The following is a 25103-nucleotide window of genomic DNA, read 5'->3' as shown; positions in this document are numbered from 1 at the left end:
GCCGGAATACGGGCCTGCCGGGGCTGTGGTGCGGGCCGCCGGTGCCCTACGGGCCCGCCTGGCCGCCGTGCGTGCCGCAGACCTTCGTACGGGCCGCCGGCCCCGTCGTACGGGCCGCCGGCGCCCGTGGGCGGGCCCGGGCCCTGTTCCCGCCCCGCCGTGGCCCCCGCGCGCCCGCTGATCACCCGTACGGCCCTGTGGGGGCCGTCAGCGGCTCCGGTCGCGGTGGTCGGGGTCGAGGTCGGTCTCCTCGAAGACCAGCAGGGTCCGGGTGGAGAGGACCTCGGGGATCGACTGGAGCTTGGTGAGCACCAGCTCGCGCAGGGTCCGGTTGTCGGGAGTGTGGACCAGTAGCAGGACGTCGAAATCGCCGCTGACCAGGGCGATATGCGCGGCTCCCGGCAGCGCCTGGAGCTGCTCGCGCACGGTCCGCCAGGAATTCTGGACGATCTTGAGCGTGATGTAGGCGGAGGCGCCGTGCCCCGCCCGCTCGTGGTTCACGCGCGCGCTGAAGCCGCGGATCACCCCGTCGTCGATGAGCCGGTTGATCCTCGCGTACGCGTTGGCCCGGGAGACGTGCACCCGCTCGGCCACGGAGCGGATCGAGGCGCGACCGTCCGTCTGCAGGATGCGCAGGATGTCGCGGTCGATGGCGTCCAGGGGGCGCGCCGGAGGCCCCGGGAGTCCCGTCGCCGGTCCCGGCGCGACGATCTGCTCCCAGTCCTCGGCCATTTGTTCATCCGCCATGTGCCCCCGCCTCTCTCCGGTGGACGACCTGCCCTTATCCCAAGCTGTGGAGAACCGTTTGTCCACAGGCTGGAGGTGCCTGTAGCCAAAATGCCTCCACGACCGAACAATCGGTAGGTGAGGCGCGCCACACTCGCGCCACCCGCCTTCGGGTCTTATGCCCGCTCCCACGAGGAGGTGGACTCGTTGCAACAGCGCAGTTCGACAGTCCAAGAGCCGCCCGCTGCCGTCGACGCCTACCGGCCCACCCCGCCGCCGGCGTGGCAGCCGCGTACCGACCCCGCCCCGCTGCTGCCCGACGCCGAGCCGCTGCGCGTGCTCGGCACGGACGCCGTGGCCGACGCCGACCCCGCGCTGCTGCTGCGGCTGTACGCGGAGCTGATCCGCGGCCGCCGGTACAACACGCAGGCCACCGCGCTCACCAAGCAGGGCCGGCTCGCCGTGTACCCGTCCACCACCGGCCAGGAGGCGTGCGAGATCGCCGCCGCCCTCGCCCTGGAGGAGCGGGACTGGCTCTTCCCCTCGTACCGCGACACGCTGGCGGCCGTCGCCCGCGGCCTCGACCCCGTACAGGCGCTGACCCTGCTGCGCGGCGACTGGCACACCGGGTACGACCCGCGCGAGCACCGCATCGCGCCGCTCTGCACCCCGCTCGCCACCCAGCTCCCGCACGCCGTGGGCCTCGCCCACGCCGCCCGGCTCAAGGGCGACGACGTCGTCGCGCTCGCCATGGTCGGCGACGGCGGCACCAGCGAGGGCGACTTCCACGAGGCCCTGAACTTCGCGGCCGTCTGGCAGGCCCCCGTGGTCTTCTTCGTCCAGAACAACGGCTTCGCGATCTCCGTGCCGCTCGCCAAGCAGACCGCCGCCCCCTCCCTCGCCCACAAGGCCGTCGGATACGGGATGCCGGGCCGGCTCGTCGACGGAAACGACGCGGTCGCCGTCCACCAGGTGCTGACCGAGGCTGTGGCCCGCGCCCGGCGCGGCGGCGGCCCCACCCTGGTCGAGGCCGTCACCTACCGGATCGACGCCCACACCAACGCCGACGACGCCACCCGCTACCGGACGGCCGGCGAGGTCGAGACCTGGCGGGCACACGACCCGATCCTGCTCCTCGAACGGGAACTGACCGAGCGCGGCCTGCTCGACGAGGACGGCCGGCGCGCGGCGGCGGAGGCCGCCGAGACGATGGCGGCGGAGCTGCGCGAACGGATGAACGCCGACCCGGTGCTCGACCCGATGGAGCTCTTCTCCCACGTGTACGCCGAGCAGACGACGCAGCTGCGCGAACAGGCGGCGCAGCTGCGCGCCGAGCTCGAAGCCGAGGGTGAGGCGTGATGACGACCGCGACGACCGGCCCCGCGGCGGCCAAGGCCGCCGGGAAGGCCAAGCCGGCCACGATGGCGCAGGCGCTCCAGCGCGCCATGCGCGACGCGATGGCCGAGGACCCGACCGTCCACGTGATGGGTGAGGACGTCGGCACCCTCGGCGGCGTCTTCCGGGTCACCGACGGGCTCGCCAAGGAGTTCGGCGAGGACCGCTGTACGGACACGCCGCTGGCCGAGGCCGGCATCCTCGGCGCGGCCGTCGGCATGGCCATGTACGGCCTGCGGCCGGTCGTCGAGATGCAGTTCGACGCCTTCGCCTACCCGGCGTTCGAGCAGCTGCTCTCGCACGTGGCGAAGATGCGCAACCGCACCCGCGGCGCGCTGCCGATGCCGATCGTCATCCGCGTCCCGTACGGCGGCGGCATCGGCGGCGTCGAGCACCACAGCGACTCCTCCGAGGCCTACTACACGGCCACCCCGGGGCTGCACGTCGTCACCCCGGCCACCGTCGAGGACGCCTACGGGCTGCTGCGCGCGGCCATCGCCTCCGACGACCCGGTGGTCTTCCTGGAGCCCAAGCGGCTCTACTGGTCCAAGTCCGACTGGTCCCCCGAGGCGCCCGCGCCCGTCGAGCCGATCGGCAAGGCCGTCGTACGGCGCCGGGGCACCGGCGCCACCCTGATCACCTACGGCCCCTCGCTGCCGGTCTGCCTGGAGGCCGCCGAGGCCGCCCAGGCCGAGGGCTGGGACCTGGAGGTCGTCGACGTCCGCTCCCTCGTGCCCTTCGACGACGAGACCGTCTGCGCCTCGGTGCGGCGCACCGGCCGCGCGGTCGTCGTCCACGAGTCGACCGGCTTCGGCGGCCCCGGCGCGGAGATCGCCGCCCGGGTGACCGAGCGCTGCTTCCACCACCTGGAGGCACCGGTGCTGCGGGTCGCGGGCTTCGACATCCCGTATCCGCCGCCGATGCTGGAACGGCACCACCTGCCCGGCGTGGACCGGGTCCTCGACGCGGTGGCGCGGCTGCAGTGGGAAGCGGGGAACTGATGGCCCAGGTGCTGGAGTTCAAGCTGCCGGACCTCGGTGAGGGACTCACCGAGGCCGAGATCGTGCGCTGGCTGGTCGCCGTCGGCGACGTCGTCGCCATCGACCAGCCGGTCGTCGAGGTCGAGACGGCCAAGGCCATGGTCGAGGTGCCCTGCCCGTACGGCGGTGTCGTCACCGCCCGGTACGGCGAGGAGGGCACCGAACTGCCCGTCGGCGCGCCGCTCCTGACGGTTGCCGTCGGCGGCACGGGCGCGCCCGAGGAGCTCGCGGAGGCGGCTCCCGAAGCGGCTCCCACGGCCGCCGAGGCCGTCTCCTCGGAGTACTCGGGCAACGTGCTGGTCGGGTACGGCACGGCCGAGCCCGCCGCCCGCCGCCGCCGGGTCCGGCACACGAACCCGGTCGCCGCACAGCAGCCGGTCGGCGCCCAAACGCCGGTCGCCGCTCCCGTCGCCGCTCCGGCGCCCGTGGCCGTCCCGGCCCCTGTGTCCGACGGGCACGCGGGCCCGGTGCCCGTCATCTCGCCGCTCGTGCGGAAGCTGGCCAGGGACCGGGGGATCGACCTGCGCGAGGTGCGCGGGTCGGGTCCCGAGGGGCTGATCCTGCGGGCCGACGTGGAGCTCGCCATCGCGGCCCTCGAACGGCCGGTCGCCGCCCCGGCGCCCGCCCCGAGCCCGGTCGCGGCTCCCGTCGCGGCGGCCGGCGAGCGGATTCCGCTGCGCGGGATCCGGGGCGCGGTGGCGGACAAGCTGTCCCGGAGCCGTACGGAGATCCCGGACGCGACCTGCTGGGTCGACGCCGACGCGACCGAGCTGATGGCGGCGCGGGCGGCGATGAACGCGGCGGGCGGGCCGAAGATCTCGCTGCTCGCGCTCCTCGCCCGGATCTGCGTCCACGCCCTGGACCGGTTCCCCGAGCTCAACTCCACGGTGGACACCGCCGCCCGGGAGATCGTCCGGCTGCCGTCCGTGCACCTCGGCTTCGCCGCCCAGACCCCGCGCGGCCTGGTCGTCCCCGTGGTCAAGGACGCGGGGCGGCGGACGGCCGAGTCGCTGACGGCCGAGTTCGCCCGGCTGACGGAGGCCGCCCGGCAGTCCGCGCTGACCCCGGCCGATCTGACCGGCGGCACGTTCACCCTGAACAACTACGGGGTGTTCGGGGTCGACGGCTCCACGCCGATCATCAACCACCCCGAGGCCGCCATGCTCGGCGTCGGGCGGATCATCCCCAAGCCCTGGGTGCACCAGGGCGAACTGGCCGTCCGTCAGGTGGTGCAGCTCTCGCTCACCTTCGACCACCGCGTCTGCGACGGCGGCACGGCGGGCGGCTTCCTGCGGTACGTCGCGGACTGCGTCGAACAGCCCGCGGTCCTGCTCCGTACGGTCTGACGGATCGTCCGGCCCGTCTCCCTCCGTGGGACGGGCCGGACGTCCATGGCCCCTCGGCCCATACTGCTGGGGTGACCACCGCATACGACGCCGTCGTGCTCGCCGGGGGAGCCGCCCGGCGTCTCGGCGGTTCCGACAAACCCGGGGTACGGGTCGGGGGCCGGACGCTGCTCGACCGGGTGCTCGCGGTCTGCTCCGACGCCGGCCGGACCGTGGTCGTCGGAGACCCGCGCCCGACCGTCCGTCCGGTCCGCTGGACCAGGGAGGACCCTCCCGGCGGTGGCCCGCTGGCCGCCCTCGACGCCGGGGCGCGGCAGACGGAGGCCGACGTCCTCCTCGTCCTCTCCGCGGACCTCCCCTTCCTCGACGCCGCCACCGTCCTGCACCTCCTCGACGCCCTCGCCGCGGCCCCCGAGGCCGAGGTCGCCCTGCTCGCCGACGCGGAAGGCCGGGACCAGCCGCTGGTCGCCGCCTACCGGTCCGGCCCGCTCCGCCGCGAACTCGCCCGGCTCACCGCGGACCACGACGGCCTCGCGAACCTGCCGCTGCGCGGACTCACGCGCGCCCTCCGCCCCACCCGGGTCCCTGCGGGGCCCCTGGCCTCCTTCGACTGCGACACCTGGGAGGACATCGCCATCGCCCGGGCCCGCATCAGGGAGCATGGGACCGTGCTGGACGAATGGATCACCGCAGTCAAGAACGAACTGGGCATCGAGCTGGACGTCGACACCGGCGCGCTGCTCGATCTCGCCCGTGACGCCGCGCACGGCGTGGCCCGCCCCGCCGCACCCCTGACCACGTTCCTGGTCGGGTACGCGGCGGCGCTCGCCGGCCCCGAGGGCGGCCCGGAGGCGGTCGCCGAAGCCGCACGCAAGGCCGCGGCGCTGGCCCAGCGCTGGGCCGCCGAACAGGACGAGGCCGGATGAGTCCGACGGAACCCGTCCCCCTGGCGGAACAGCCCGCCGCGACCTCAGAGGCCTCCGCGACCTCAGAGGCCTCAGAGGACTCCGGTGCCGGTGCCGGCTCCGACGCGCCGGTGAAGGCGGAGCGGCCGCACCGCGCCACCCCCTGGCCGGAGGCGCGAGCCGCCGCCGTCCTCGCCGGGAGCGCCGTCCGCGCCGGGGCCGACCGGGAGCCGGTGGCCGTCCCGCTCGGGCAGGCGCTCGGGCGGGTCATCGCCGAGCCGCTCGCGGCCCTCACCGATCTGCCCTCCTTCGACACCTCCGCCATGGACGGCTGGGCCGTCGTCGGTCCCGGCCCCTGGGCCGTACGCGAGGAGGGCGCCGTCCTCGCGGGGCACGCGCCCGTCGTCGTACCGGCCGAGGGCGAGGCCGTACGGATCGCCACCGGCGCCCCCGTCCCGCCCGGGACCACCGCCGTCATCCGCAGCGAGCACGCCAGGACCGAGCGGCCCGGCAGGCTCGTCCTGCATGCCCTTCGCGAGGTCCTGGCGGGGCAGGACATCCGCCCCCGGGGCCAGGAGTGCCGGGCCGGGGACGAGCTGCTTCCGGCGGGCAGTGCCGTGACGCCCGCCGTGCTGGGCCTCGCCGCCGCCGCGGGCTACGACGAGCTGCGCGTACGACCCCGCGCGAGGGTGGAGATCCTGGTCCTCGGCGACGAGCTGCTCACGGCGGGGCTCCCCCGCGAGGGCCTCATCCGGGACGCCCTCGGCCCGATGCTCGGCCCCTGGCTGGAGGCGCTCGGCGCCGAGGTGCTCGGTACCCGCCGGCTCGGCGACGACGCCGAGGCGCTGTACGCGGCCGTCACCGGATCCCCCGCCGACCTGGTCGTCACCACCGGCGGCACCGCCGCGGGCCCGGTCGACCACGCCCACCAGGTGCTCGACAAGGCGGGGGCGACCTTCCTGGTCGACGGCGTGAAGGTCCGGCCGGGCCATCCGATGCTCCTGGCGGCCCTGGGCGGCGATCGTCACCTCGTCGGACTCCCCGGCAACCCGCTCGCCGCCGTCTCCGGGCTCCTCACCCTCGCCGAGCCGCTGCTCGCGGCCCTGGCCGGGAACGCCCTCGCCGAGCACCGCTCCCCCGTGGCGGACGAGGTGCACGGGCATCCCCACGACACCCGGCTCGTTCCGGTCGTCCGCCACGGCGGGCGGGCCGTTCCCCTCCACTTCAACGGACCGGCCATGCTCAGGGGCATCGCCGCGGCCGACGGCATGGCCGTCATCCCGCCGGGCGGCGCGCGGCCCGGCCAGGAGCTGACCGTCCTCGATCTTCCGTGGCCGGCGGCGGGGGCCGTTCCGGCCCAAGGAGCGTGTTTCACGTGAAACTACCCAGCCGTGACGTGATGGCCCGCCACGCCGACGAGAGGATCTCCGGCCCGCAGGTCAGGCTGCCCCGGCGGGTCGTCGAGAAGCCGCTCCGCCAGGTCGGCAAGAGGCTCCTCATGGCGCTGGGCGTGCTGATGCTGACGGTCTTCATCGTCTACATCGACCGCGCGGGCTACCACGACAACGCCGACGAGACGGTCGACTTCCTGGACAGCGTCTACTACGCGACCGTCACGCTCTCCACCACGGGATACGGCGACATCGTCCCGTACAGCGACTCGGCACGGCTCGCCAACATCCTGCTCGTCACGCCCCTGCGCGTGCTCTTCCTGATCATCCTGGTCGGCACCACTCTCGAGGTCCTCACCGAGCGGACCCGGGAGGAGTTCCGGCTGAACCGCTGGAGGTCCACCTTGCGCGACCACACCGTCATCGTCGGCTTCGGGACGAAGGGGCGGTCCGCGATCCAGACCCTCTGCGCCACGGGGCTCCGCAAGGAACAGATCGTCATCGTCGATCCCTCCACCAAGGTGATCGAGACGGCGAACGCGGACGGCTTCGTCGGCGTCATCGGCGACGCGACCCGCAGCGACGTGCTGCTCCGCGCCGAGGTGCAGCGGGCCCGTCAGATCGTCATCGCCACCCAGCGCGACGACACGGCCGTCCTGGTCACCCTGACGGCCCGGCAACTCAACCGGGGCGCGAAGATCGTCGCCGCGGTCCGCGAGGAGGAGAACGCGCCGCTGCTCCGCCAGTCCGGTGCCGACGCGGTCATCACCAGCGCCAGCGCCGCCGGGCGCCTGCTCGGCCTCTCCGTCCTGAGCCCCAGCGCGGGCACCGTGATGGAGGACCTGATCCAGCAGGGCTCCGGCCTCGACCTCGTCGAACGCCCGGTGACCAAGAGCGAGGCCGGCAAGAGCGTGCGGGAGACCGAGGACCTGGTGGTGAGCGTGCTCCGCGGCCACCGGCTGCTCGGCTACGACGACGCCGCCGCCAGCCCGCTCCAGCTCACCGACCGGGTGATCACCATCGTCCGCGCCGCACCGGTGACGCCGCTCTCCACGCCGCCGGAGGACTGAACACGGCGGCCTGCGGGAGCCGCGGGAGTAGCCTCGCCGCCATGTATGCGATCACGATTCCGGAACCCGGTGGTCCCGAGGCCCTCGTCTGGGCCGAGGTGCCCGATCCCGTACCCGGCGAGGGCGAGGTCCTCGTCGAGGTGGTGGCCAGCGCGGTCAACCGCGCCGATCTGCTCCAGCGCCAGGGCTTCTACAACCCGCCGCCGGGCAGCTCCCCCTACCCCGGCCTCGAGTGCTCGGGCCGGATCGCGGCCGTCGGCCCCGGGGTGTCGGGCTGGTCCGTCGGCGACGAGGTCTGCGCCCTGCTCGTCGGCGGCGGTTACGCGGAGAAGGTCGTGGTCCCGGTCGGCCAGCTCCTTCCGGTGCCGGAGGGCGTCGACCTGGCCACGGCCGCCGCGCTCCCCGAGGTCGCGTGCACGGTCTGGTCCAACATCTTCATGATCGCGCACCTGCGGCCGGGCGAGACGCTGCTCGTGCACGGCGGCGCGAGCGGCATCGGCACGATGGCGATCCAGCTGGCGAAGGCGGTCGGTGCGCGGGTCGCGGTCACGGCCGGCGGTCCGGAGAAGCTGGCGCGCTGCGCCGAGCTGGGGGCGGACATCCTCATCGACTACCGCGAGCAGGACTTCGTCGAGGAGCTGGCCAAGGCGACGGACGGGGCGGGCGCGGACGTCATCCTGGACATCATGGGCGCCAAGTACCTGGAGCGGAACGTGAAGGCGCTGGCCCTGAACGGCCGGCTGGTGATCATCGGCCTCCAAGGCGGGGTGAAGGGCGAGCTGAACATCGGGGCGCTGCTCGCCAAGCGCGCGGCCGTCATGGCGACCACGCTGCGCTCCCGGCCCGTGGAGGAGAAGGCGGCGATCGTCGCCGCCGTCCGCGAGCACGTCTGGCCCCTGGTCGGCGCGGGCACGGTCAAGCCGGTCGTCGACCGTACGGTGCCGATGCCGGAGGCCGCCGACGGGCACCGGGCGCTGGACTCCGGCGGTCACGTCGGCAAGGTGCTGCTGCTCGCCCCCCGGGGCTGACGCCCGCACGGCGAGGACGACGAAGGGGCCCGGCACACGCACGGTGCCGGGCCCCTCCTCGATGGCCGGCGGGACCTGCGGACCAGGTCCCGGGCGGGCGCCGCGCCGGGCCCCTCCTGCGTACGAGCGGATCTACAGGTACGGTCCCGAGCGCACCGCGTGGCCGTGGCCGCGGTCGTCGTCGTCCTCGTCGTGGGACGCGCCCGGCGGGAGGGCGCGCCGCATCTGCTCCAGCTGGGCACGGGCCGCCATCTGCTGGGCGAACAACGCCGTCTGGATGCCGTGGAAGAGGCCTTCCAGCCAGCCCACCAGCTGGGCCTGCGCGATGCGCAGCTCCGCCTCGGAGGGGATCGCCTCGTCCGTGAAGGGCAACGAGAGCCGCTCCAGCTCCTCGACCAGTTCGGGCGCGAGCCCGTCCTCCAGCTCCTTCACCGAGCTGGCGTGGATGTCCTTGAGCCTGACCCGGCTGGCCTCGTCGAGAGGTGCCGCGCGTACTTCCTCCAGGAGCTGCTTGATCATGCTGCCGATCCGCATGACCTTCGCAGGCTGCTCGACCATTTCCGTCACCGGGACCTCGCGGGGTTCGTCGTCGCCCTGAGTGCCGCCGAGCGCCATCCCGTCCTGTCCCACGATGAGGACCTGGGGGCTCTCCTGCGACCTGTCATTCCTCGGCATCTCCATGCCGCCATTCTCTCGTACACATCGCGTCACCCACTGGTGTGCCCCTGTACGGGGGTGATCCACCCTCGTACAGGGGCACGGGTCGGCAACGAGGTCCGTCAGGTCGCGGCGCGCCGGGCCATCGCGCCGCGCGAGCGGGTGACGAGGGCGGCGAGCAGGGCGGCGCCCAGCGGGACGGCGACGAGCAGGCCGGCCAGCGTCTCCCAGGGGACGATGATCGGCAGGTCGGGCGGGGTGGCGTCGCCGCTCCAGCCCTGGGCGAGGCTCTCCTCGTAGTAGTGGAGCTGCTCGCGTTCCTGGGTGAGCAGGAGGCCCACGGCGGGCAGCAGTCCGGCTGCCGAGCCGAGGATCACGCCCATCGCGGCGACGACTCCGCACTGGAACCCGCTGAGCGTGCGGCGGACCCGGGGCGGGGCGCCCACGGCGGCGAGCGTCTTCAGGTCGGCCTCGGCGTCGGCCTGGGCGAGCCCGGTGGCGATGCCGGCCGCGCCGATGGTGACCAGGCCGGCGAAGACGGCCAGCGCGATGAGGATGATGCTGTCGCGGTTGACGAATCCTTCCTCCAGGTGGAACTCGACGGCGCTGCCGAGCTTGGCGATGTCGCCGTCGAGCTTCTGGCGCTGCTCGCTGTCCGGGAGCCGGTCGGTGCTCACGTACACGCCCATCGGCACCGTGGCCAGGCCGGCGGCCTTGGCGGTGGCCGGGGTCATGAGGGCCTGGAGGCCGTACGACTGCTTGTCGCCGGGCACCAGGTAGGCGGGCAGGGAGCCGACCTTGCCGGGGACGGGGAGGTTCTGATCGGCGGCCTTCTGGGCGGCGGTGACGTCGGTGATCTGCTTGATCCCGAGGGTGCCGTTCTTGTCGACGAGGGAGCGGTTGAAGACGACGACCTTGCCGTCGGCGAGGGCCTTCACGGTCGCGGGGTCGTCGACGCCGAGGATCCGGAGCACGGCGGCGTCGCCGACGAGCAGGCCGCCGTCGGTGATGTACATGCCGCTGCTCGCGGACTCCTTGCACCGCCAGTCGTCGCTGAGCATCTTCCGCCGCTGCTCGGGCGTGTACTTCTCCGCGGGGTCGCCGCCGTCCGGGGCGAACGCGTACAGCGGGCATTCGTTCGCCCGGGGGACGACGACCTCGTAGCGGCCGCACTCGGGGCCCTCGTCCCAACGCGCGCAGCCGGGGTTGCCGACCGAGATCCGTTCGACGTCGGCGCTGACGTCGACGGGGAAGGCGCGCTGGATGGCCTCGCGGACGGCGGGGACGTCCCGGCCGCCCTCCTCGGGGACGAACGCGGAGGCGACGCCGTACGGCAGCAGGGGCACGTAGTCGGCCCTGTTCTGCGCCTCGCTGCTGGCCATGTAGGTGGAGACGGCGACCGTGCCCGCGACGGCGGCGAGGACGGCGGCGACGGCCGGCGCCGTACGGCCCCGGTTGCGGACGGCGTCCCGCAGCGCGAGGCGCGGGGAGAGCGGCAGCCAGCGGCCGGTCCGCCCGAACAGGCCCACCAGGGCCGGGGTCATGGCGACGACGCCCAGCTCGGCGATGGCGGAGCCGCCCGCCACGATGATGAACTGCCGGCTGACGAGCGAGCCGAAGAGGGCGATGGCGCCGCCGACCAGGACGGCAGCGAGGCCGACCAGGGGCAGCACCCGGCTGCTGCGGCGGACCCCGCGCCGGCCGGTGAGCGAGGCGAGCACGGTTTGCCGGGAGGCGGTGACGGCCGGGACGATCGCGGCGAGCAGGCCGGTCAGGACCGCGAGCAGCGCGATGCCGAGCAGTTCGGCCGGCCGGACGTCGAAGGCCCCGAACCGCTGGCCCATGGTGTCTTCGAGGACCGGCTGGAGCAGCAGGGTCAGGAGCACGGCGAGGACGGTGCCGGTGACGGCGGCGGCGACGCCGATGACCAGACCGCCGCTCAGCACGATGGCCCGGATGTGGCTGCGGGCACCGCCGTTGGCACCGACCAGACCGAGCTGGCGGCGCGAGCGGCGGGCGCCGACGGCGAACGCGGGTCCGGCGAGGAGGCAGATCTCCAGCATGGCCAGGCCGACGACGGTGCCGAGGGCGGCGAGGTCGGCGGCGTCGGCCGCCGCGCTGGACTCGTAATCGCCGTAGCCGCCCTTCTGGAACAGCGGCACCTCGGCCTTGGCGGGCGGGTCGAGCAGCACGGCGCGCGAGACGACGGTGACGCCCTTGGTGTTGATCTGCTGCACGGTGTTCCACGTGAAACCACCGGGCTTGCGCACCAGGTACGAGACGGAGGTGTCGGGCGCGGGCAGACCGGCCTTCTCGACGGCCTTCCCGTACGGCGCGAGGAACGCTCCCGGCAGCGCGTTGACCTGGTCGGCGTCGAGCGAGTCGGGAAGTTCGTAGGAGCCGACGATCCGATACGGGCGATCGAAGTTGCGGGCGGAAAGGGTCGAGCCCACCGACAGACCGCTGGTCTCCAGGAAGTGCGAGGTGGCCATGACCTCGTCGCCCTTCTCCGGGAAACGCCCGTCGAGGAGCGTCATGATCCCCCGGGCGACGGGGTCGGACGCCTTGAGCTCGCGCACCTCCGTCATGAGCAGGCCGTGGACGGTCGTCATCTTCGCCGAACCGGCCCCGTCCGTGAGGACGGTGGAGCCGGCGGGGACCGCCTCGGCGACGTCGGTGGAACCGCTCGGCCAGGTGCCCTTCCCGGGGTCCTTGGCCGGCGTGCTCATCTCTCCGGTCGGGTCCTGGAGGATCGGGACACCGCCCGTCTGGGCGTCTCTGAGGCGCGCGTCGGCCGCGCCGATCGACCGCTCCACCCGCTCGGCGGGGGAGAGTTCGGAGCTGCGGTAGGTCAGGTCGAGGGCGCTGACGCCCAGGATGGGAAGGGCGATCATCGCGAGGACGAGGGCGCTGCGGCCCTTGGAGCGCCAGGCGTCGCGCCGGGCGATGCGGATGGCGGCCCGCCAGGAGTGGAGCCAGGTCTTCACGCCTCGGCCACCTGGCCCGACAGGAGCGAGTCGGCGTCGCTGCGCACGGTCTGGTCGACGATGGCGCCGTCCCTGAGGAACACGACGCGGTCGGCCCAGGCCGCGAACCGGGGCTCGTGGGTGACGAGGACACCGGCGGCGCCCGCGTCGCAGCGCGAGCGGAGCAGGGCGAGCACGGATTCCCCGGTCTCGGAGTCGAGGGCGCCGGTCGGCTCGTCGGCGAGGACGAGCCGGCGGTCGCCGACGAGGGCGCGGGCGATGGCCACCCGCTGCTGCTGGCCGCCCGACATCTCGTCGGGGAAGCGGTCGGCGAGGTGGCCGAGCCCCATCTCCTCCAGGGCGGCCACGGCCTCGACGCGCGCCTTGCGGGCGGAGGTCCCGTCCAGCTCGCGGGGGAGGGCGACGTTCTCGGCGGCGGTCAGGGCCGGGATGAGGTTGTAGTCCTGGAAGACGTAGCCGATGCTGCGGCGGCGCAGTGCGGCGAGCTGCTTGACGTTCGCGGTGGTGATGTCGGTGTCCTCGACGATCACCCGGCCCGAACTGGGGGTGTCGAGGCCGCCCGCGATGGTGAGCAGCGTGGACTTCCCGGAGCCGGACGGGCCCATGACGGCGACGAGTTCGCCCGGGTACACGGCGAGGTCGATCCCGCGCAGGGCGTGCACCTCGGTGGCGCCGGAGCCGTGGACACGGGTCAGGTTCTGGAGTTGCAGCACGGGCTGCTGTGTGGACATCGAGGGGTCCCCCCTTGGGACGTACCCGGCGCACGGCCGGGCACGGAGCGTGCGGTGGACGGTGGTGGGTCGGCGGTACGGGCGGAGCGCGAGCGTGCGGTCAACGCGCTCCGGGCGCACCGGTGGTCGGCGTGCCGGCCGCGTCCGGCGCCCGCGGTGCGGCCGCGGTGCCGGGGTCGGCCTGAGCCGTCGGCGCGGTCGCCGACAGGCGGATCAGCCGGGACTCGCAGTGGTCGAGCCAGCGGGCCTCGGCCTCGGTCTGGAAGATCAGCTGCTCCAGGACGAGCAGCCAGGCCACGTCGTCGCGCTCCCGGGCGCCGCCGCTCTCGAAGGCGGCGAGTGCCTGGGCCTTGAGCCGCGTGTAGTCCTGCATGGCCTTGACGGTGTGCCGGCGCTGGGACTGGATGACGTCGCGGATGTCGACGGACGGCGCGCCCACGGCCATGGCGAGCTTGATGGCCAGCTCGTCACGGGCGGGGCTGGTGCGGTCCACCGGCTTCTCGAACCAGGTCCTGAGCTCGGTGCGACCGTCGTCGGTGATCGCGTAGAGCGCGTGCCCGGCCGCGTCCTCGCCGCTCTGCGCGACCATCCCGTCGCGTTCCAGACGGTTGAGGGTCGTGTAGACCTGGCCGACGTTCAGCGGCCAGGTGGCACCGGTGCGGGACTCGAACTCCGTACGGAGCTGGGAGCCGTAGCGCGGGCCGCGTTCGAGGAGGGCGAGGAGCCCATGGCGGATCGACATACTCAGTATGTATACCGGGTATGTCGTCGCCGACAACCGTCTTGAGGCGGAAGCGGCAGCTCCGCCTCAAGGGGGACCGGGCGGCCCGCGGGGGCCTCAGCGGCGGCGCATCCGGAGGCCGAGGAAACCGATCCCGAGCCCCATCAGCGCCAGCCCCGCACCCAGGGTGAGGACGGGAATCCGCTGGTCGCCGAGGGTGGGCGAGGCCTCGGTCGCCAGCCGGGAACCGGCGGCCGGCAGGGTGGCCGGCGCCGTCTCGGGCAGCACCGGGTCCTCCTCGGGTACCGCTTCCGGCTCCTCCTCGGCGGCCTCGTGCTCGCTTTCGTCTGTAGCGGTTTCGGTACGAGAGGGGTCCGGCGACGGGTCCGTCGCACTGTCCGAAGCCGGCTCGGAACGTCCGGGCCGCGGCCGCCCCTCCCCGGCCGGTCGGCCCGCCAGCGAGGCGGACCCGCTCGGCGTGGGAGCGTCACTCGGCCCGGCGCCCGGCCCTGCCGGGGAGCCCGAGAGGGAGGCGGTGCCGCTGCCGGTGCCCGTGGGCGCGGGTGCCGGGGGCGCGGGCGTGCCGGCTCCTCCGGTACGCCCCGGCGTGGCGGTGCCCGTGCCGGGGCCCGAGGCCGGAGCGGTCGCGGACGGCGCGGTGGAGGAGGGTGACGCGGAGGGCGCAGCCGGGGTGGTGCCGGTCGGCGAGGGCGTCGGGGCCGTGGTGCCCACCGCGGTGTGCGGAGGGTCGGCCGGATGGGCGAGGGGTGCGGCGTACAGGCCGCACGCACCGACGAACACGCAGGTGAGCGCGGGGCCGAGAGCCCGCGCCCGTGCCCTGCGGAGTGCTGGAGTCACCGGGTGACCCCCTCCCGTGCCGAGCCGCCGAGGTAGTCAACTCAGCGTCACATGACGGGACGTTTCCGGCATCCGGGCGGGCGCGGCAGGGCGTACGGCGGATGCGGCAGGCGTACGGCGGGTGCGGCAGGGCGTACGGCGGGTGCGGGCGTGCGGCAATGGAGGCGGAGCGTACGGCGGTGGCGCCAGGCGCACGGCGGTGGCGGCCCGGCCACCGCCGTACGGGCGTCCGCTACTGCGGCGGGTTGCCCGTGGAGACCTTGAGGGTGAACTCGGCGTCCTTGTCGGTGATGTCCTGACCGGCCGGCGGGTACTGCTCCAGGACCGTGCCCTCGCCGTACGTCGACTCGTCCACCGGCGTCTGGGTCATGATCTTCCACCCGGCCGCCTGGACGCACGCCTTCACCGACTGGAGGTTCTTGTAGGTGAAGTTGGGCGCCTCGAACTTCTCGGGGTCGTCGCTGGACTCCTCCGGCTGCATGCACTTCTTCGTGTCGATGGTCTTGGTCAGGTCGGGGCCCTTGTGGCCGGGGGCCGCCGTCTGGCTCTGCTGGGTGTCGGTGCCGCCGGTGCCGCCCGCCTGCGGGTCCTTCTCCTCGTCGAGGTTGAGCGCCACGAGGAGGCCGCCGACGGCGAGGAGGGCGACGACGACCGCGCCGACGAGCACCGGGGTGTTCCGCCGGGAGCCGCCGGACGCGACGGGCGAGTGGCCGGACGCGTACGGCGCGGGAGCCGGGCCGGGCGCGTACGGCGCGGGCGTCGGAGCGGCGGAGTACGGCGCGGGCGTCTGCGCGTAGGGCGCCGGCGTCGGGGCCTGCTGGGGGTAGCCGTACGAGGGGCCGGGCGCCGGGGTCGCCGGGCCGTACGGGCCGGGCTGCGGGGTCGGCGGCTGGTACGGCTGCTGCACCCCGTGCGGGGTGGGCGGCGGGGTCTGGCCGATCGGCGGGAAGACCGCCGAGCCGACGCCCGCGCCGCTGCTGACCGGACCGCCCTGGACGATGACCGGGGCGCCGGTCCGGCCCGCCGACAGCACCCGCAGGCACTCGTCGCGCATGGCCGCCGCGCTCGGGAACCGCTCGTTCGGGTTCTTCCGCAGCGCGCGGGCGACGAGCGCGTCCATCGCCGGCGTCACCGCACGGTTGACGGTCGACGGGGCGACCGGCTCCTCCTGCACGTGCGCGTAGGCGATGGCGAGGGGGGAGTCGGCGTCGAAGGGCAGACGTCCCGTCAGCAGCTGGAAGAGCATGATGCCGACCGAATAAAGGTCGGAGCGGGCGTCCACCGCGCGCCCGAGGGCCTGCTCGGGGGAGAGGTACTGAGGGGTGCCGACGACCATGCCGGTCTGCGTCATCGAGGTGACACCGGACTGCATGGCCCGCGCGATGCCGAAGTCCATGACCTTGACCACGCCGCGCTTGGTCTGCATCACGTTGCCGGGCTTGATGTCGCGGTGGACCAGGCCCATCTCGTGGCTGACCTCCAGGGCGGCCAGCACGTCGGCCGTGAACTTGAGCGCCTTGTCGGCCGGCATCGCGCCGTACTGCTGGACGTCGGAGGCGAGGACCGAGCCGAGCGGCTGGCCCTCCACGTACTCCATGACGATGTACGGCATGACGGCGCCGTCGAGGGTGTCCTCGCCGGTGTCGAACACCGAGACGATATTGGTGTGCGACAGCTTCGCGACGGCCTGCGCCTCGCGGCGGAAACGCTCGCGGAACGACTGTTCCCGGCCGAGTTCGGTGTGCAGCGTCTTGATGGCGACCTGCCGGTCCAGCGCGCTGTCGTAGGCCAGGTACACCGACGCCATGCCGCCCTCGCCGAGAAGATCGCGCAGCTGGTACCGGCCGCCCGCGACCGAACCGCCCGCATAGCGGCCCTGTGCGCCGTCCTGGCTCATCTGTGCTTCCCCCTACGCGCGCGTGGCGGCGTTGATCCGGATTTTCTCGGCCAAGTCTGCCCGAGGGCAGTGACACGTCAAGCCGGGTGCCCGTTCCGTGACCCTCCGCACAGGAACCCTCTCCGAAGCGTTTCGGCCACGGCCGGACGATGTCATCGAATTTGCACAGGTGTACGGGGGCGGGGTTGGATGGCCGGTCCATCTCGGACCGTGATGTCGTGCGGAGCCTGTAGCGTGACGACTGGACACGGCACGACAGACGACGGCGAGGACTGATGGCACCCGAATCCGGAGCAGGCGGCGGTGTGCCGGACGCGGCAGCGGAGTCCTGGGGCGTCGGCGGGGTCGTCGGCGACGGACGTTACCGGCTGACGCACCGTCTGGGCCGCGGCGGCATGGCGGAGGTCTTCGCCGCGGAGGACGTACGGCTCGGCCGCACGGTCGCGGTGAAGCTGCTCCGCGCCGACCTCGCCGAGGACCCGGTCTCCAAGGCCCGCTTCACACGCGAGGCGCAGTCGGTCGCCGGTCTCAACCACCATGCCATCGTGGCCGTGTACGACTCCGGCGAGGACCTGGTGGCCGGCCGGCCCGTGCCGTACATCGTGATGGAGCTGGTCGAGGGCCGCACCATCCGCGACCTGCTGCTCAGCGCCGAGGCGCCCGGGCCCGAGCAGGCCCTGATCATCGTCTCCGGAGTCCTGGAGGCACTCGCCTACTCGCACCAGCACGGCATCGTGCACCGCGACATCAAGCCGGCGAACGTCATCATCACCCACGCCGGTGCGGTGAAGGTCATGGACTTCGGCATCGCCCGTGCCCTGCACGGCGCGCAGTCGACGATGACCCAGACCGGCATGGTCATGGGCACCCCGCAGTACCTCTCCCCCGAGCAGGCGCTCGGCAAGGCCGTCGACCACCGCTCCGACCTGTACGCGACGGGCTGCCTCCTCTACGAACTCCTCGCGCTGCGGCCCCCCTTCACCGGCGAGACCCCGCTCTCCGTGGTGTACCAGCACGTGCAGGACGCGCCCGTCCCGCCGTCCGAGGTCACCGCGGGGGTGCCGCCGGAGCTCGACGGCCTGGTGATGCGCTCCCTCGCGAAGGACCCGGACGACCGGTTCCAGAGCGCCGAGGAGATGCGCGGGCTCATCCAGTACGGCCTGCAGATGCTCCACCAGCACGGCGGCCACACCGGCACCTGGAACACCGGCCCGGTCGACATGCACGACGGCGGGCGCACCCCGGCCGGCGGCATGGCCGCGACCACCGCGATGGGCCACCCGATGCACGGGGAGACGGCGCAGCGCCCGATCCTCCCGCCGATGAACCCGGACGACGGCGGATACGGCGGTTACGACGGCGGCACGGGCGGCACCGGCGGCTACGGCCAGGACGGGTCGTACGGCTCGCAGGGCGGCGGCAACGGCGGACGCGGCAAGCTGTGGCTGTTCGTCGCGCTCGCGCTGATCGCGGTCGTCGCCGGTGTCGTGTACGCGGTCGACAAGGCGAAGGACAAGGACGGCGACGTGAAGACGCCGACCTCCGTCAGCAACTCGCCGTCGACGGCCTCCGAGGAGCCCACGCCGTCGGAGGAGCCCACCGACGAGCAGACGCAGGACTCGGGCACCTCGGACGGCGGCGCGACCCAGGAGCCGTGGAACCCGCCGACGACGCACACGCCGACGGAGCCCACGGGCACCCCGTCGACCGAGCCGCCCACCGAGCCGACGACGGAGCCGCCGACCGACCCCACGGGCACGCCGACCGGCACGACCACGCCGCCGACCGACCCCACCACGGACCCGGGCACCGATCCGACCGACGACTCGGGCGGCAACCCCGGCGGCCCGCCGACCACCGGCACACCGTGACCGACTGACCCGACGCGGGGCCCGACGCGGGGCCCGACTGAGCCGACGAGGGGCCCGAAGCCCCCCGCGCCCCGGTCAGCCGGCCCCTAGCCGGCGAACGCGTCACGCACCGCCTCGTACTCGCGGGTCCACCAGACCGCCAGGGCCGACACCGCCGGAAACTGCGGGTCGGCCCTTCGGTCGTGCAGCTGGTAGCGCCAGCGCAGCGTCCAGAAGTCGTTGAGCCGCTCCCACCACACCCGGTGGGCCGCGGCCGCGAGCTCGCCGCCGCAGGCCCCCGTGGCCCGCCGGTACGCGCGCGCGTAGGCCCTCACCTTCTCCAGGGCCAGCTCGCCGCCGGGCCGTACGAAGAAGATCGCGGCGGCCCTGACCGCCTCCTCGGCCCTGGGCCGGACCCCGAGCCGGTCCCAGTCGACGATCGCGGCGGGCTCGGCCCCCCGGTACAGCAGGTTCAGGGGGTGGAAGTCGCCGTGCACCCAGCCGGCGGCCGCGGCCGGCGGGGGACGGTGGTGGGCGTGCTGGGCGAGCAGCCGGCGGCGCTCCCTGAGCCGGTGCTCGGCGAGCGCGTCGAAGCTGTCGCGGGGGCGGTGCGCGCGGACCAGGCCGATCAGTTCGTCGATGGCCCGGAAGGTGTCCTGGAGGTCGGCGCTCGCCCGGTCGTCGGCGCCGTGCGGGCCCTCCGGGCCGGTGGGTTCCATCACCCGGTCGAGGGCGGTGTGGACCTGGCCGAGCAGGGTGCCGAGGCGGCGGGAGCAGCCCGCGGTCAGCTGGGTGCCGTCGCGGTGGCGGCCGTCGATCCAGGGGTGCAGGGCGTAGCAGTGGCCGTCGACGACGGCGACCGTGCGGCCCGTGGCGTCGGCGAGCGGCGGGGCGACGGGCAGGCCGAGGGCGTGCAGGCGCTGGGTGGCGCGGTGCTGCCGGACGATGGTGGCGCGGTCGGCGGTGGGGGCGTCGAGGTGCTGTTTCAGGAAGTACGTGCCGCGGGTGGTGGTGAGCCGGAAGCCGCGGTTGAGCAGGCCCTCGGTGACGGGTTCGCAGGCGAGGGGCTCTCCGGCGTGCCGGTGGCGGCGCAGCAGGGCGCCGACGGGCGGGGCCCCGGACGGACGGGGGTGCCGTCCGGCGGGCGTGGGGAGGGGTTCAGATGAGCGCGGCACCCGCCAGATGTTAGATCACGCTACGTGGTGGAGGTGTCGCCGTACGGAGGGCCCGGCGGGCGCGGTCGCCGGGGTCTCGCTCGCGTAGTCGAGCGCGTGCACCGTCACGAACTGCGGTTCGATGCGCATGAAGACCGGGACGAAGGGCTCGCCGTCCACGAGCTCCGGCTCGGGCCCGAAGGCCGCGAGTTCCGCGGCGGTCGGCTCGACGATCTCCGCGGTGCCGGTGAACTGCACGGACCAGAGGCTCTCCGATCCGGAGTTGAAGTTGTCCGCCCCGTAGGCGACGACGCTGCCGTTGCACGCGCGGTGGTAGCCGAGCCCCTGGTGCATCCGGATCAGGACGCGGCCGTCGGCCACGATGTGCCGGGCGGGGGCGACGAACGGCATCGCCCGCATGCTCGTCGCCACTCGGCCGTAGGACACGCGGTGGAGGAGCTCGATGGCGCGGTTCTCGTCGGTGGACATGGTTCCACTCTCCGCCACCGGCCCCGTGTCGGAAAAGGGGCCCCTGCCCCGGTTTCACGGGGACGTAGGTCCCGAAAGCCACCTGGGGCCCCGGGTCTGGTCCGTACGGGTGAGGCACGGACGGGACCGGGGCCCCGGGGCGTTCGGTGCCGCTCGACGGCCGTCGGATCGGTGGCGCTCTGCGACCGGTGGGCCGGTGGCCGGCGCTCCGCGGCCGTCGGTCAGTGGCGCTCGGCCTGGAGCCGGGCCACGTACGCCGCGGCCTGCGAGCGCCGTTCCATGCCCAGCTTGGACAGCAGGCTGGAGACGTAGTTCTTGATGGTCTTCTCCGCGAGGTGGAGCCGCTCGCCGATCACCCGGTTGGTCAGACCCTCGCCGATCAGATCCAGGATCTTGCGCTCCTGGTCCGTCAGGTTGGCGAGCTTGTCGTCACCCTTCGGGTTGTTGCCGTCGCGCAGCCGCTCCAGGACGCGGGCGGTCGCCACCGGGTCGAGCAGCGACTTGCCGGCCGCCACGTCCCGTACGGCGTTCAGCAGCTCGTTGCCCCGGATGGCCTTGAGGACGTAACCCGACGCCCCGGCCATGATCGCGTCGAAGAGCGCCTCGTCATCGGCGTACGAGGTCAGCATCAGGCATGTGATCGACTCGTCGTGGGAGCGGATCTCGCGGCACACCTCCACGCCGCTGCCGTCCGGCAGCCGGACGTCGAGCACCGCGACGTCCGGGCGGGTCGCGGGGATCCTGACCAGGGCGTCCGCCGCCGTTCCGGCCTCGCCGACCACCTCGATGTCGTCCTCCACGGAGAGCAGCTCGTGGACGCCGCGCCGGACGACTTCGTGGTCGTCCAGCAGAAATACCCGGATTTTTCCATCTTCGCGCACGCAGTCAGTCTCACATATTGGCTCTTCCCGCGCCCGGGGTGCGCGGGATAACGTGCCCGTTGTTCCGGCGGCCTCTCAAGCCGCTGCCGACGCGCTGACCAGCCGCGCTTCCCGCTTTTCTCGATTTACTTGGAAATCCAAGCAAAATCGCAGGTCAAGTGGGGTTTCGCGGGATAGCTGCGCTGTGGGTAACGTGCCTATGAGAGGGGCGCTCGCCGGGGCACCTGTCACGCCCGACCCCGGCCGCGTCGCACCCACCCCGTGCGAAGGGTACGGATAAGGCGGAGAGCCGCACTGGCCTTACCGGCGAACCCGGAGGCCGGACCGACGGAGGAGCACGCACGTGACCGTGGAGAGCACTGCCGCGCGCAAGACGACGCGACGCAGCAGCGGCACCAAGCGCACCGCAAGCGCGAGCACGAGCACCACCAAGAAGACGAGCACGCGCGCCGAGGCGGACGCTGTGGAGCCCGAGCTCGTCCAGCTGCTGACGCCCGAGGGAGAGCGCGTCCAGCACCCCGATTACGACATCGACCTGAGCGCCGAGGAACTGCGCGGTCTGTACCGCGACATGGTCCTCACCCGCCGCTTCGACGCCGAGGCCACCGCCCTGCAGCGGCAGGGCGAGCTGGGCCTGTGGGCCTCGCTGCTCGGCCAAGAGGCCGCCCAGATCGGCTCCGGCCGTGCCCTGCGGGACGACGACTACGTCTTCCCGACCTACCGGGAGCACGGCGTCGCCTGGTGCCGTGGGGTCGACCCCACGAATCTGCTGGGAATGTTCCGTGGTGTGAACCACGGCGGCTGGGATCCGAGCAGCAACAATTTCCACCTGTACACGATCGTCCTCGGCTCGCAGACGCTGCACGCCACCGGTTATGCCATGGGCATCGCCAAGGACGGCGCGGATTCCGCCGTGCTCGCGTACTTCGGTGACGGCGCCTCCAGCCAGGGCGACGTGAACGAGTCGTTCGTGTTCTCCGCGGTGTACAACGCCCCGGTCGTGTTCTTCTGCCAGAACAACCAGTGGGCCATTTCCGAGCCCATCGAGAAGCAGACCCGCGTCCCGCTCTACCAGCGCGCCCGCGGCTTCGGCTTCCCCGGCGTCCGCGTCGACGGCAACGACGTCCTCGCCTGCCTGGCCGTGACCCGGTCGGCCCTGGAGCGCGCCCGCCGCGGTGAGGGCCCGACGCTCATCGAGGCGTTCACCTACCGGATGGCCGCCCACACCACCTCCGACGACCCGACCCGCTACCGCCGCGACGCGGAGCGCGAGGAGTGGGAGGCCAAGGACCCGATCCAGCGCCTCAAGACGTACATGGAGAACGAGGGCCACGCCGACGCCGCCTTCTTCGAGGAGCTGGAGGTGGAGAGCGAGGCCCTCGGCAAGCAGGTCCGCGAGGTCGTGCGCGCCATGCCCGTTCCGGAGCACATGGCGATCTTCGACAACGTGTACGCGGACGGGCACGCGCTCGTCGACGAGGAGCGCGCGCAGTTCGCCGCCTACGAGGCGTCCTTCGCGAACGGAGAGGGCGAGTAATCATGGCCGTTCAGAAGCTTCCCCTCGCGAAGGCGCTCAACGAGTCGCTGCGCAAGGCCCTGGAGACCGACCCCAAGGTCGTCATCATGGGTCTGGACGTCGGCAAGCTCGGCGGAGTCTTCCGGATCACCGACGGTCTGCAGAAGGACTTCGGCGAGGACCGCGTCGTCGACACCCCGCTCGCCGAGTCCGGCATCGTGGGCACCGCGATCGGCCTCGCGCTGCGCGGCTACCGGCCGGTCGTGGAGATCCAGTTCGACGGTTTCGTCTTCCCGGCGTACGACCAGATCGTCACCCAGCTGGCGAAGATCCGGGCCCGTTCGCTCGGCACCGTGAAGATGCCGGTCGTCATCCGCATCCCGTACGGCGGCGGCATCGGCGCGGTCGAGCACCACTCCGAGTCCCCCGAGTCGCTCTTCGCGCACGTCGCGGGCCTCAAGGTCGTCACCCCGGCGAACTCCTCCGACGCCTACTGGATGCTCCAGCAGGCGATCCAGAGCGACGACCCGGTCATCTTCTTCGAGCCCAAGCGCCGCTACTGGGACAAGGGCGAGGTCGACACCGAGGCCATCCCCGGCGAGCTGCACAAGGCGCGGGTCGCCCGCGAGGGCACGGACCTCACCCTGGTGGCCTACGGCCCGATGGTGAAGACCTGCCTGGAGGTGGCCGAGGCCGCCGCCGAGGAGGGCAAGTCGATCGAGGTCGTGGACCTGCGTTCGATCTCCCCGCTGGACTTCGACACCATCCAGGCCTCGGTCGAGAAGACCCGCCGCCTGGTCGTCGTCCACGAGGCGCCGGTGTTCTTCGGCTCCGGCGCGGAGATCGCCGCCCGGATCACCGAGCGCTGCTTCTACCACCTGGAGGCCCCCGTCCTGCGGGTCGGTGGCTACCACGCGCCGTACCCGCCGGCGCGCCTGGAGGAGGAGTACCTGCCGGGCCTGGACCGCGTGCTCGACGCCGTCGACCGCTCGCTGGCGTACTGAGGAGAGCACCGTGACGATCCGCGAATTCAAGATGCCCGACGTGGGCGAGGGCCTCACCGAGGCCGAGATCCTCAAGTGGTACGTCCAGCCCGGTGACACCGTCACCGACGGCCAGGTCGTGATCGAGGTCGAGACGGCCAAGGCCGCCGTCGAGCTGCCGATCCCGTTCGACGGCACGGTCCACGAGCTGCTCTTCCCCGAGGGGACGACGGTCGACGTCGGCCAGGTCATCATCTCGGTGAACGTCGGCGGCGGCGCCGCGCCCGTGGCCGAGGCCCCGGTGGCCGAGGCCGCCCCGGTGGTGGCGGCCCCCGCCGCCCCGGCGGCCGAGGACGACGAGCCCAAGGGCCGCCAGCCGGTCCTCGTCGGCTACGGCGTGGCCGCCAGCTCCACCAAGCGCCGGGCGCGCAAGGCGGTGTCGGACCCGGCGGGTGCGAGCGCCCCCGCACCCGTCGCGGCCCCCGCACCCGTCGCCGTCTCCGTACCGGAGCAGCTCAACGGGCACGGTCCGGCCGGTGACCGGCCGCTGGCCAAGCCGCCGGTCCGGAAGCTCGCGAAGGACCTCGGCGTCGACCTGGCGACGGTCACCCCGACCGGCCCGGACGGCATCATCACCCGTGAGGACGTCCACGCGGCGGCCGCTCCGGTGGCCGCTCCGGCGCCCGCGCCGGTCGTCGAGGCCCCGGCACCCGTGGCGGCCCCGGCGGCGGTGCCCGCCGCGGCGACGGCGGGCGCGTCCGACGCCCGCGAGACCCGTGTGCCCATCAAGGGCGTGCGGAAGGCGACGGCGGCGGCGATGGTCGGTTCGGCCTTCACCGCGCCGCACGTCACCGAGTTCGTGACCTTCGACATCACGCGCACGATGAAGCTGGTCGAGGAGCTCAAGTCCGACAAGGACATGGCGGGCCTGCGGGTCAACCCACTCCTCCTCATCGCCAAGGCCGTGCTCGTCGCGGTCAAGCGCAACCCGGAGATCAACGCGGCCTGGGACGAGGCGGCGCAGGAGATCGTCCTCAAGCACTACGTGAACCTGGGCATCGCCGCGGCCACCCCGCGCGGTCTGATCGTGCCGAACATCAAGGACGCGCACGCCCAGACCCTGCCCGAGCTCTCGAAGTCGCTGAGCGAGCTCGTCGCCACCGCCCGCGAGGGCAAGACCACCCCGGCGGCGATGCAGGGCGGCACCTTCACCATCACCAACGTCGGCGTCTTCGGCGTCGACACCGGTACGCCCATCCTGAACCCCGGCGAGTCCGCGATCCTCGCGGTCGGCGCGATCAAGCTCCAGCCGTGGGTCCACAAGGGCAAGGTGAAGCCGCGCCAGGTCACCACGCTGGCCCTCTCCTTCGACCACCGCCTGGTCGACGGCGAGCTCGGCTCCAAGTTCCTGGCGGACATCGCCGCGGTCCTGGAGCAGCCGAAGCGGCTCATCACCTGGTCGTGACCATCAGGGCGTA

The 25103-nt window shown here is 73.3% G+C and carries 21 protein-coding genes; 11 read left to right on the top strand and 10 right to left on the bottom strand.

Translation table 11 applies throughout. From position 1 onward, the window contains the following. Positions 1-207: 207 nt before the first annotated feature. On the bottom strand, positions 208-747 hold the full coding sequence (locus MRBLMG1_RS12520; RefSeq protein ID WP_414721567.1) for an Lrp/AsnC family transcriptional regulator: 540 nt from the start codon (positions 745-747) through the stop codon (positions 208-210). A gap of 177 nt (positions 748-924) precedes the next feature. Here MRBLMG1_RS12520 and pdhA (MRBLMG1_RS12515) point away from each other — a divergent pair, with 177 nt between their 5' ends. The 7 genes from pdhA (MRBLMG1_RS12515) to MRBLMG1_RS12485 all read left to right on the top strand — a co-directional run bounded on the left by pdhA (MRBLMG1_RS12515) (position 925) and on the right by MRBLMG1_RS12485 (position 8901). Further along, complete coding sequence (gene pdhA / locus MRBLMG1_RS12515) at positions 925-2085, top strand: pyruvate dehydrogenase (acetyl-transferring) E1 component subunit alpha (protein WP_367823628.1); 1161 nt, start codon at positions 925-927, stop codon at positions 2083-2085. Next, positions 2085-3122 carry an alpha-ketoacid dehydrogenase subunit beta gene (locus MRBLMG1_RS12510; protein ID WP_367823627.1) on the top strand — a complete coding sequence of 346 codons (1038 nt, stop codon included), beginning with the start codon at positions 2085-2087 and terminating at the stop codon, positions 3120-3122. Before pdhA (MRBLMG1_RS12515) ends, MRBLMG1_RS12510 begins: the two co-directional genes overlap by 1 nt. Further along, the gene (locus tag MRBLMG1_RS12505; protein WP_367823625.1) at positions 3122-4507 is read left to right on the top strand and encodes a dihydrolipoamide acetyltransferase family protein; all 1386 of its coding nucleotides are present in this window, start codon (positions 3122-3124) and stop codon (positions 4505-4507) included. Before MRBLMG1_RS12510 ends, MRBLMG1_RS12505 begins: the two co-directional genes overlap by 1 nt. A 71-nt stretch (positions 4508-4578) precedes the next feature. Further along, positions 4579-5433: an NTP transferase domain-containing protein gene (locus MRBLMG1_RS12500; protein ID WP_367823624.1), complete on the top strand. Its 855-nt coding sequence runs from the start codon at positions 4579-4581 to the stop codon at positions 5431-5433. Next, positions 5430-6791 carry a molybdopterin molybdotransferase MoeA gene (locus MRBLMG1_RS12495; RefSeq protein WP_367823622.1) on the top strand — a complete coding sequence of 454 codons (1362 nt, stop codon included), beginning with the start codon at positions 5430-5432 and terminating at the stop codon, positions 6789-6791. Before MRBLMG1_RS12500 ends, MRBLMG1_RS12495 begins: the two co-directional genes overlap by 4 nt. After that, positions 6788-7873: a potassium channel family protein gene (locus tag MRBLMG1_RS12490; RefSeq protein ID WP_367823620.1), complete on the top strand. Its 1086-nt coding sequence runs from the start codon at positions 6788-6790 to the stop codon at positions 7871-7873. Before MRBLMG1_RS12495 ends, MRBLMG1_RS12490 begins: the two co-directional genes overlap by 4 nt. Positions 7874-7914: 41 nt before the next feature. Next, a complete protein-coding gene (locus MRBLMG1_RS12485; protein WP_367823618.1) occupies positions 7915-8901 on the top strand; it encodes an NAD(P)H-quinone oxidoreductase in 987 nt (328 codons plus the stop codon). 132 nt (positions 8902-9033) lie between these two features. Here MRBLMG1_RS12485 and MRBLMG1_RS12480 read toward each other — a convergent pair whose 3' ends face one another. From MRBLMG1_RS12480 to MRBLMG1_RS12455, 6 genes are all read right to left on the bottom strand, one after another. Then, complete coding sequence (locus MRBLMG1_RS12480) at positions 9034-9582, bottom strand: bacterial proteasome activator family protein (RefSeq protein WP_367823616.1); 549 nt, start codon at positions 9580-9582, stop codon at positions 9034-9036. 98 nt (positions 9583-9680) lie between these two features. After that, on the bottom strand, positions 9681-12545 hold the full coding sequence (locus MRBLMG1_RS12475) for an FtsX-like permease family protein (RefSeq protein ID WP_367823614.1): 2865 nt from the start codon (positions 12543-12545) through the stop codon (positions 9681-9683). Further along, a complete protein-coding gene (locus MRBLMG1_RS12470) occupies positions 12542-13276 on the bottom strand; it encodes an ABC transporter ATP-binding protein (protein WP_367823612.1) in 735 nt (244 codons plus the stop codon). The genes MRBLMG1_RS12475 and MRBLMG1_RS12470 overlap by 4 nt, the downstream gene beginning before the upstream one ends. Positions 13277-13376: 100 nt before the next feature. Then, positions 13377-14018 carry a PadR family transcriptional regulator gene (locus tag MRBLMG1_RS12465; protein ID WP_367823610.1) on the bottom strand — a complete coding sequence of 214 codons (642 nt, stop codon included), beginning with the start codon at positions 14016-14018 and terminating at the stop codon, positions 13377-13379. A 96-nt stretch (positions 14019-14114) separates the two neighbouring features. Next, a complete protein-coding gene (locus MRBLMG1_RS12460) occupies positions 14115-14285 on the bottom strand; it encodes a hypothetical protein (protein WP_367823609.1) in 171 nt (56 codons plus the stop codon). A gap of 802 nt (positions 14286-15087) precedes the next feature. After that, positions 15088-16752 carry a protein kinase domain-containing protein gene (locus MRBLMG1_RS12455; RefSeq protein WP_367823607.1) on the bottom strand — a complete coding sequence of 555 codons (1665 nt, stop codon included), beginning with the start codon at positions 16750-16752 and terminating at the stop codon, positions 15088-15090. A 275-nt stretch (positions 16753-17027) separates the two neighbouring features. Here MRBLMG1_RS12455 and MRBLMG1_RS12450 point away from each other — a divergent pair, with 275 nt between their 5' ends. After that, complete coding sequence (locus tag MRBLMG1_RS12450; RefSeq protein ID WP_367823605.1) at positions 17028-18623, top strand: protein kinase domain-containing protein; 1596 nt, start codon at positions 17028-17030, stop codon at positions 18621-18623. 86 nt (positions 18624-18709) lie between these two features. On the opposite strand, the gene MRBLMG1_RS12445 is transcribed toward MRBLMG1_RS12450, so the two are convergent. The 3 genes from MRBLMG1_RS12445 to MRBLMG1_RS12435 form a co-directional block, all read right to left on the bottom strand. Continuing rightward, positions 18710-19777 carry a phosphotransferase gene (locus MRBLMG1_RS12445; protein WP_367823604.1) on the bottom strand — a complete coding sequence of 356 codons (1068 nt, stop codon included), beginning with the start codon at positions 19775-19777 and terminating at the stop codon, positions 18710-18712. 15 nt (positions 19778-19792) lie between these two features. Beyond that, positions 19793-20245, bottom strand: coding sequence for a pyridoxamine 5'-phosphate oxidase family protein (locus MRBLMG1_RS12440; RefSeq protein ID WP_367823602.1), 453 nt, complete (start codon positions 20243-20245; stop codon positions 19793-19795). Between the two features lie 221 nt (positions 20246-20466). Continuing rightward, entirely contained in the window at positions 20467-21126 is a 660-nt protein-coding gene (locus tag MRBLMG1_RS12435) for a response regulator (RefSeq protein ID WP_367823600.1), read from the bottom strand. A 343-nt stretch (positions 21127-21469) separates the two neighbouring features. On the opposite strand from MRBLMG1_RS12435, the gene pdhA (MRBLMG1_RS12430) reads away from it, so the two are divergent. Genes pdhA (MRBLMG1_RS12430) through MRBLMG1_RS12420 form a run of 3 tightly spaced genes read left to right on the top strand, consistent with a single transcriptional unit; the run spans position 21470 to position 25090 of the window. Beyond that, positions 21470-22663 (top strand): pyruvate dehydrogenase (acetyl-transferring) E1 component subunit alpha, encoded by a 1194-nt coding sequence (gene pdhA, locus MRBLMG1_RS12430; RefSeq protein ID WP_367823599.1) that lies wholly within the window; start codon positions 21470-21472, stop codon positions 22661-22663. A 2-nt stretch (positions 22664-22665) separates the two neighbouring features. After that, entirely contained in the window at positions 22666-23646 is a 981-nt protein-coding gene (locus tag MRBLMG1_RS12425) for an alpha-ketoacid dehydrogenase subunit beta (RefSeq protein WP_367823597.1), read from the top strand. 31 nt (positions 23647-23677) lie between these two features. Continuing rightward, positions 23678-25090, top strand: coding sequence for a dihydrolipoamide acetyltransferase family protein (locus tag MRBLMG1_RS12420; protein ID WP_367823706.1), 1413 nt, complete (start codon positions 23678-23680; stop codon positions 25088-25090). Positions 25091-25103: the final 13 nt, after the last annotated feature.

It is taken from the genome of Streptomyces sp. LMG1-1-1.1, assembly GCF_040815545.1.
Classification (GTDB): domain Bacteria; phylum Actinomycetota; class Actinomycetes; order Streptomycetales; family Streptomycetaceae; genus Streptomyces.
This window is presented reverse-complemented; position numbering and strand designations above follow the sequence as displayed.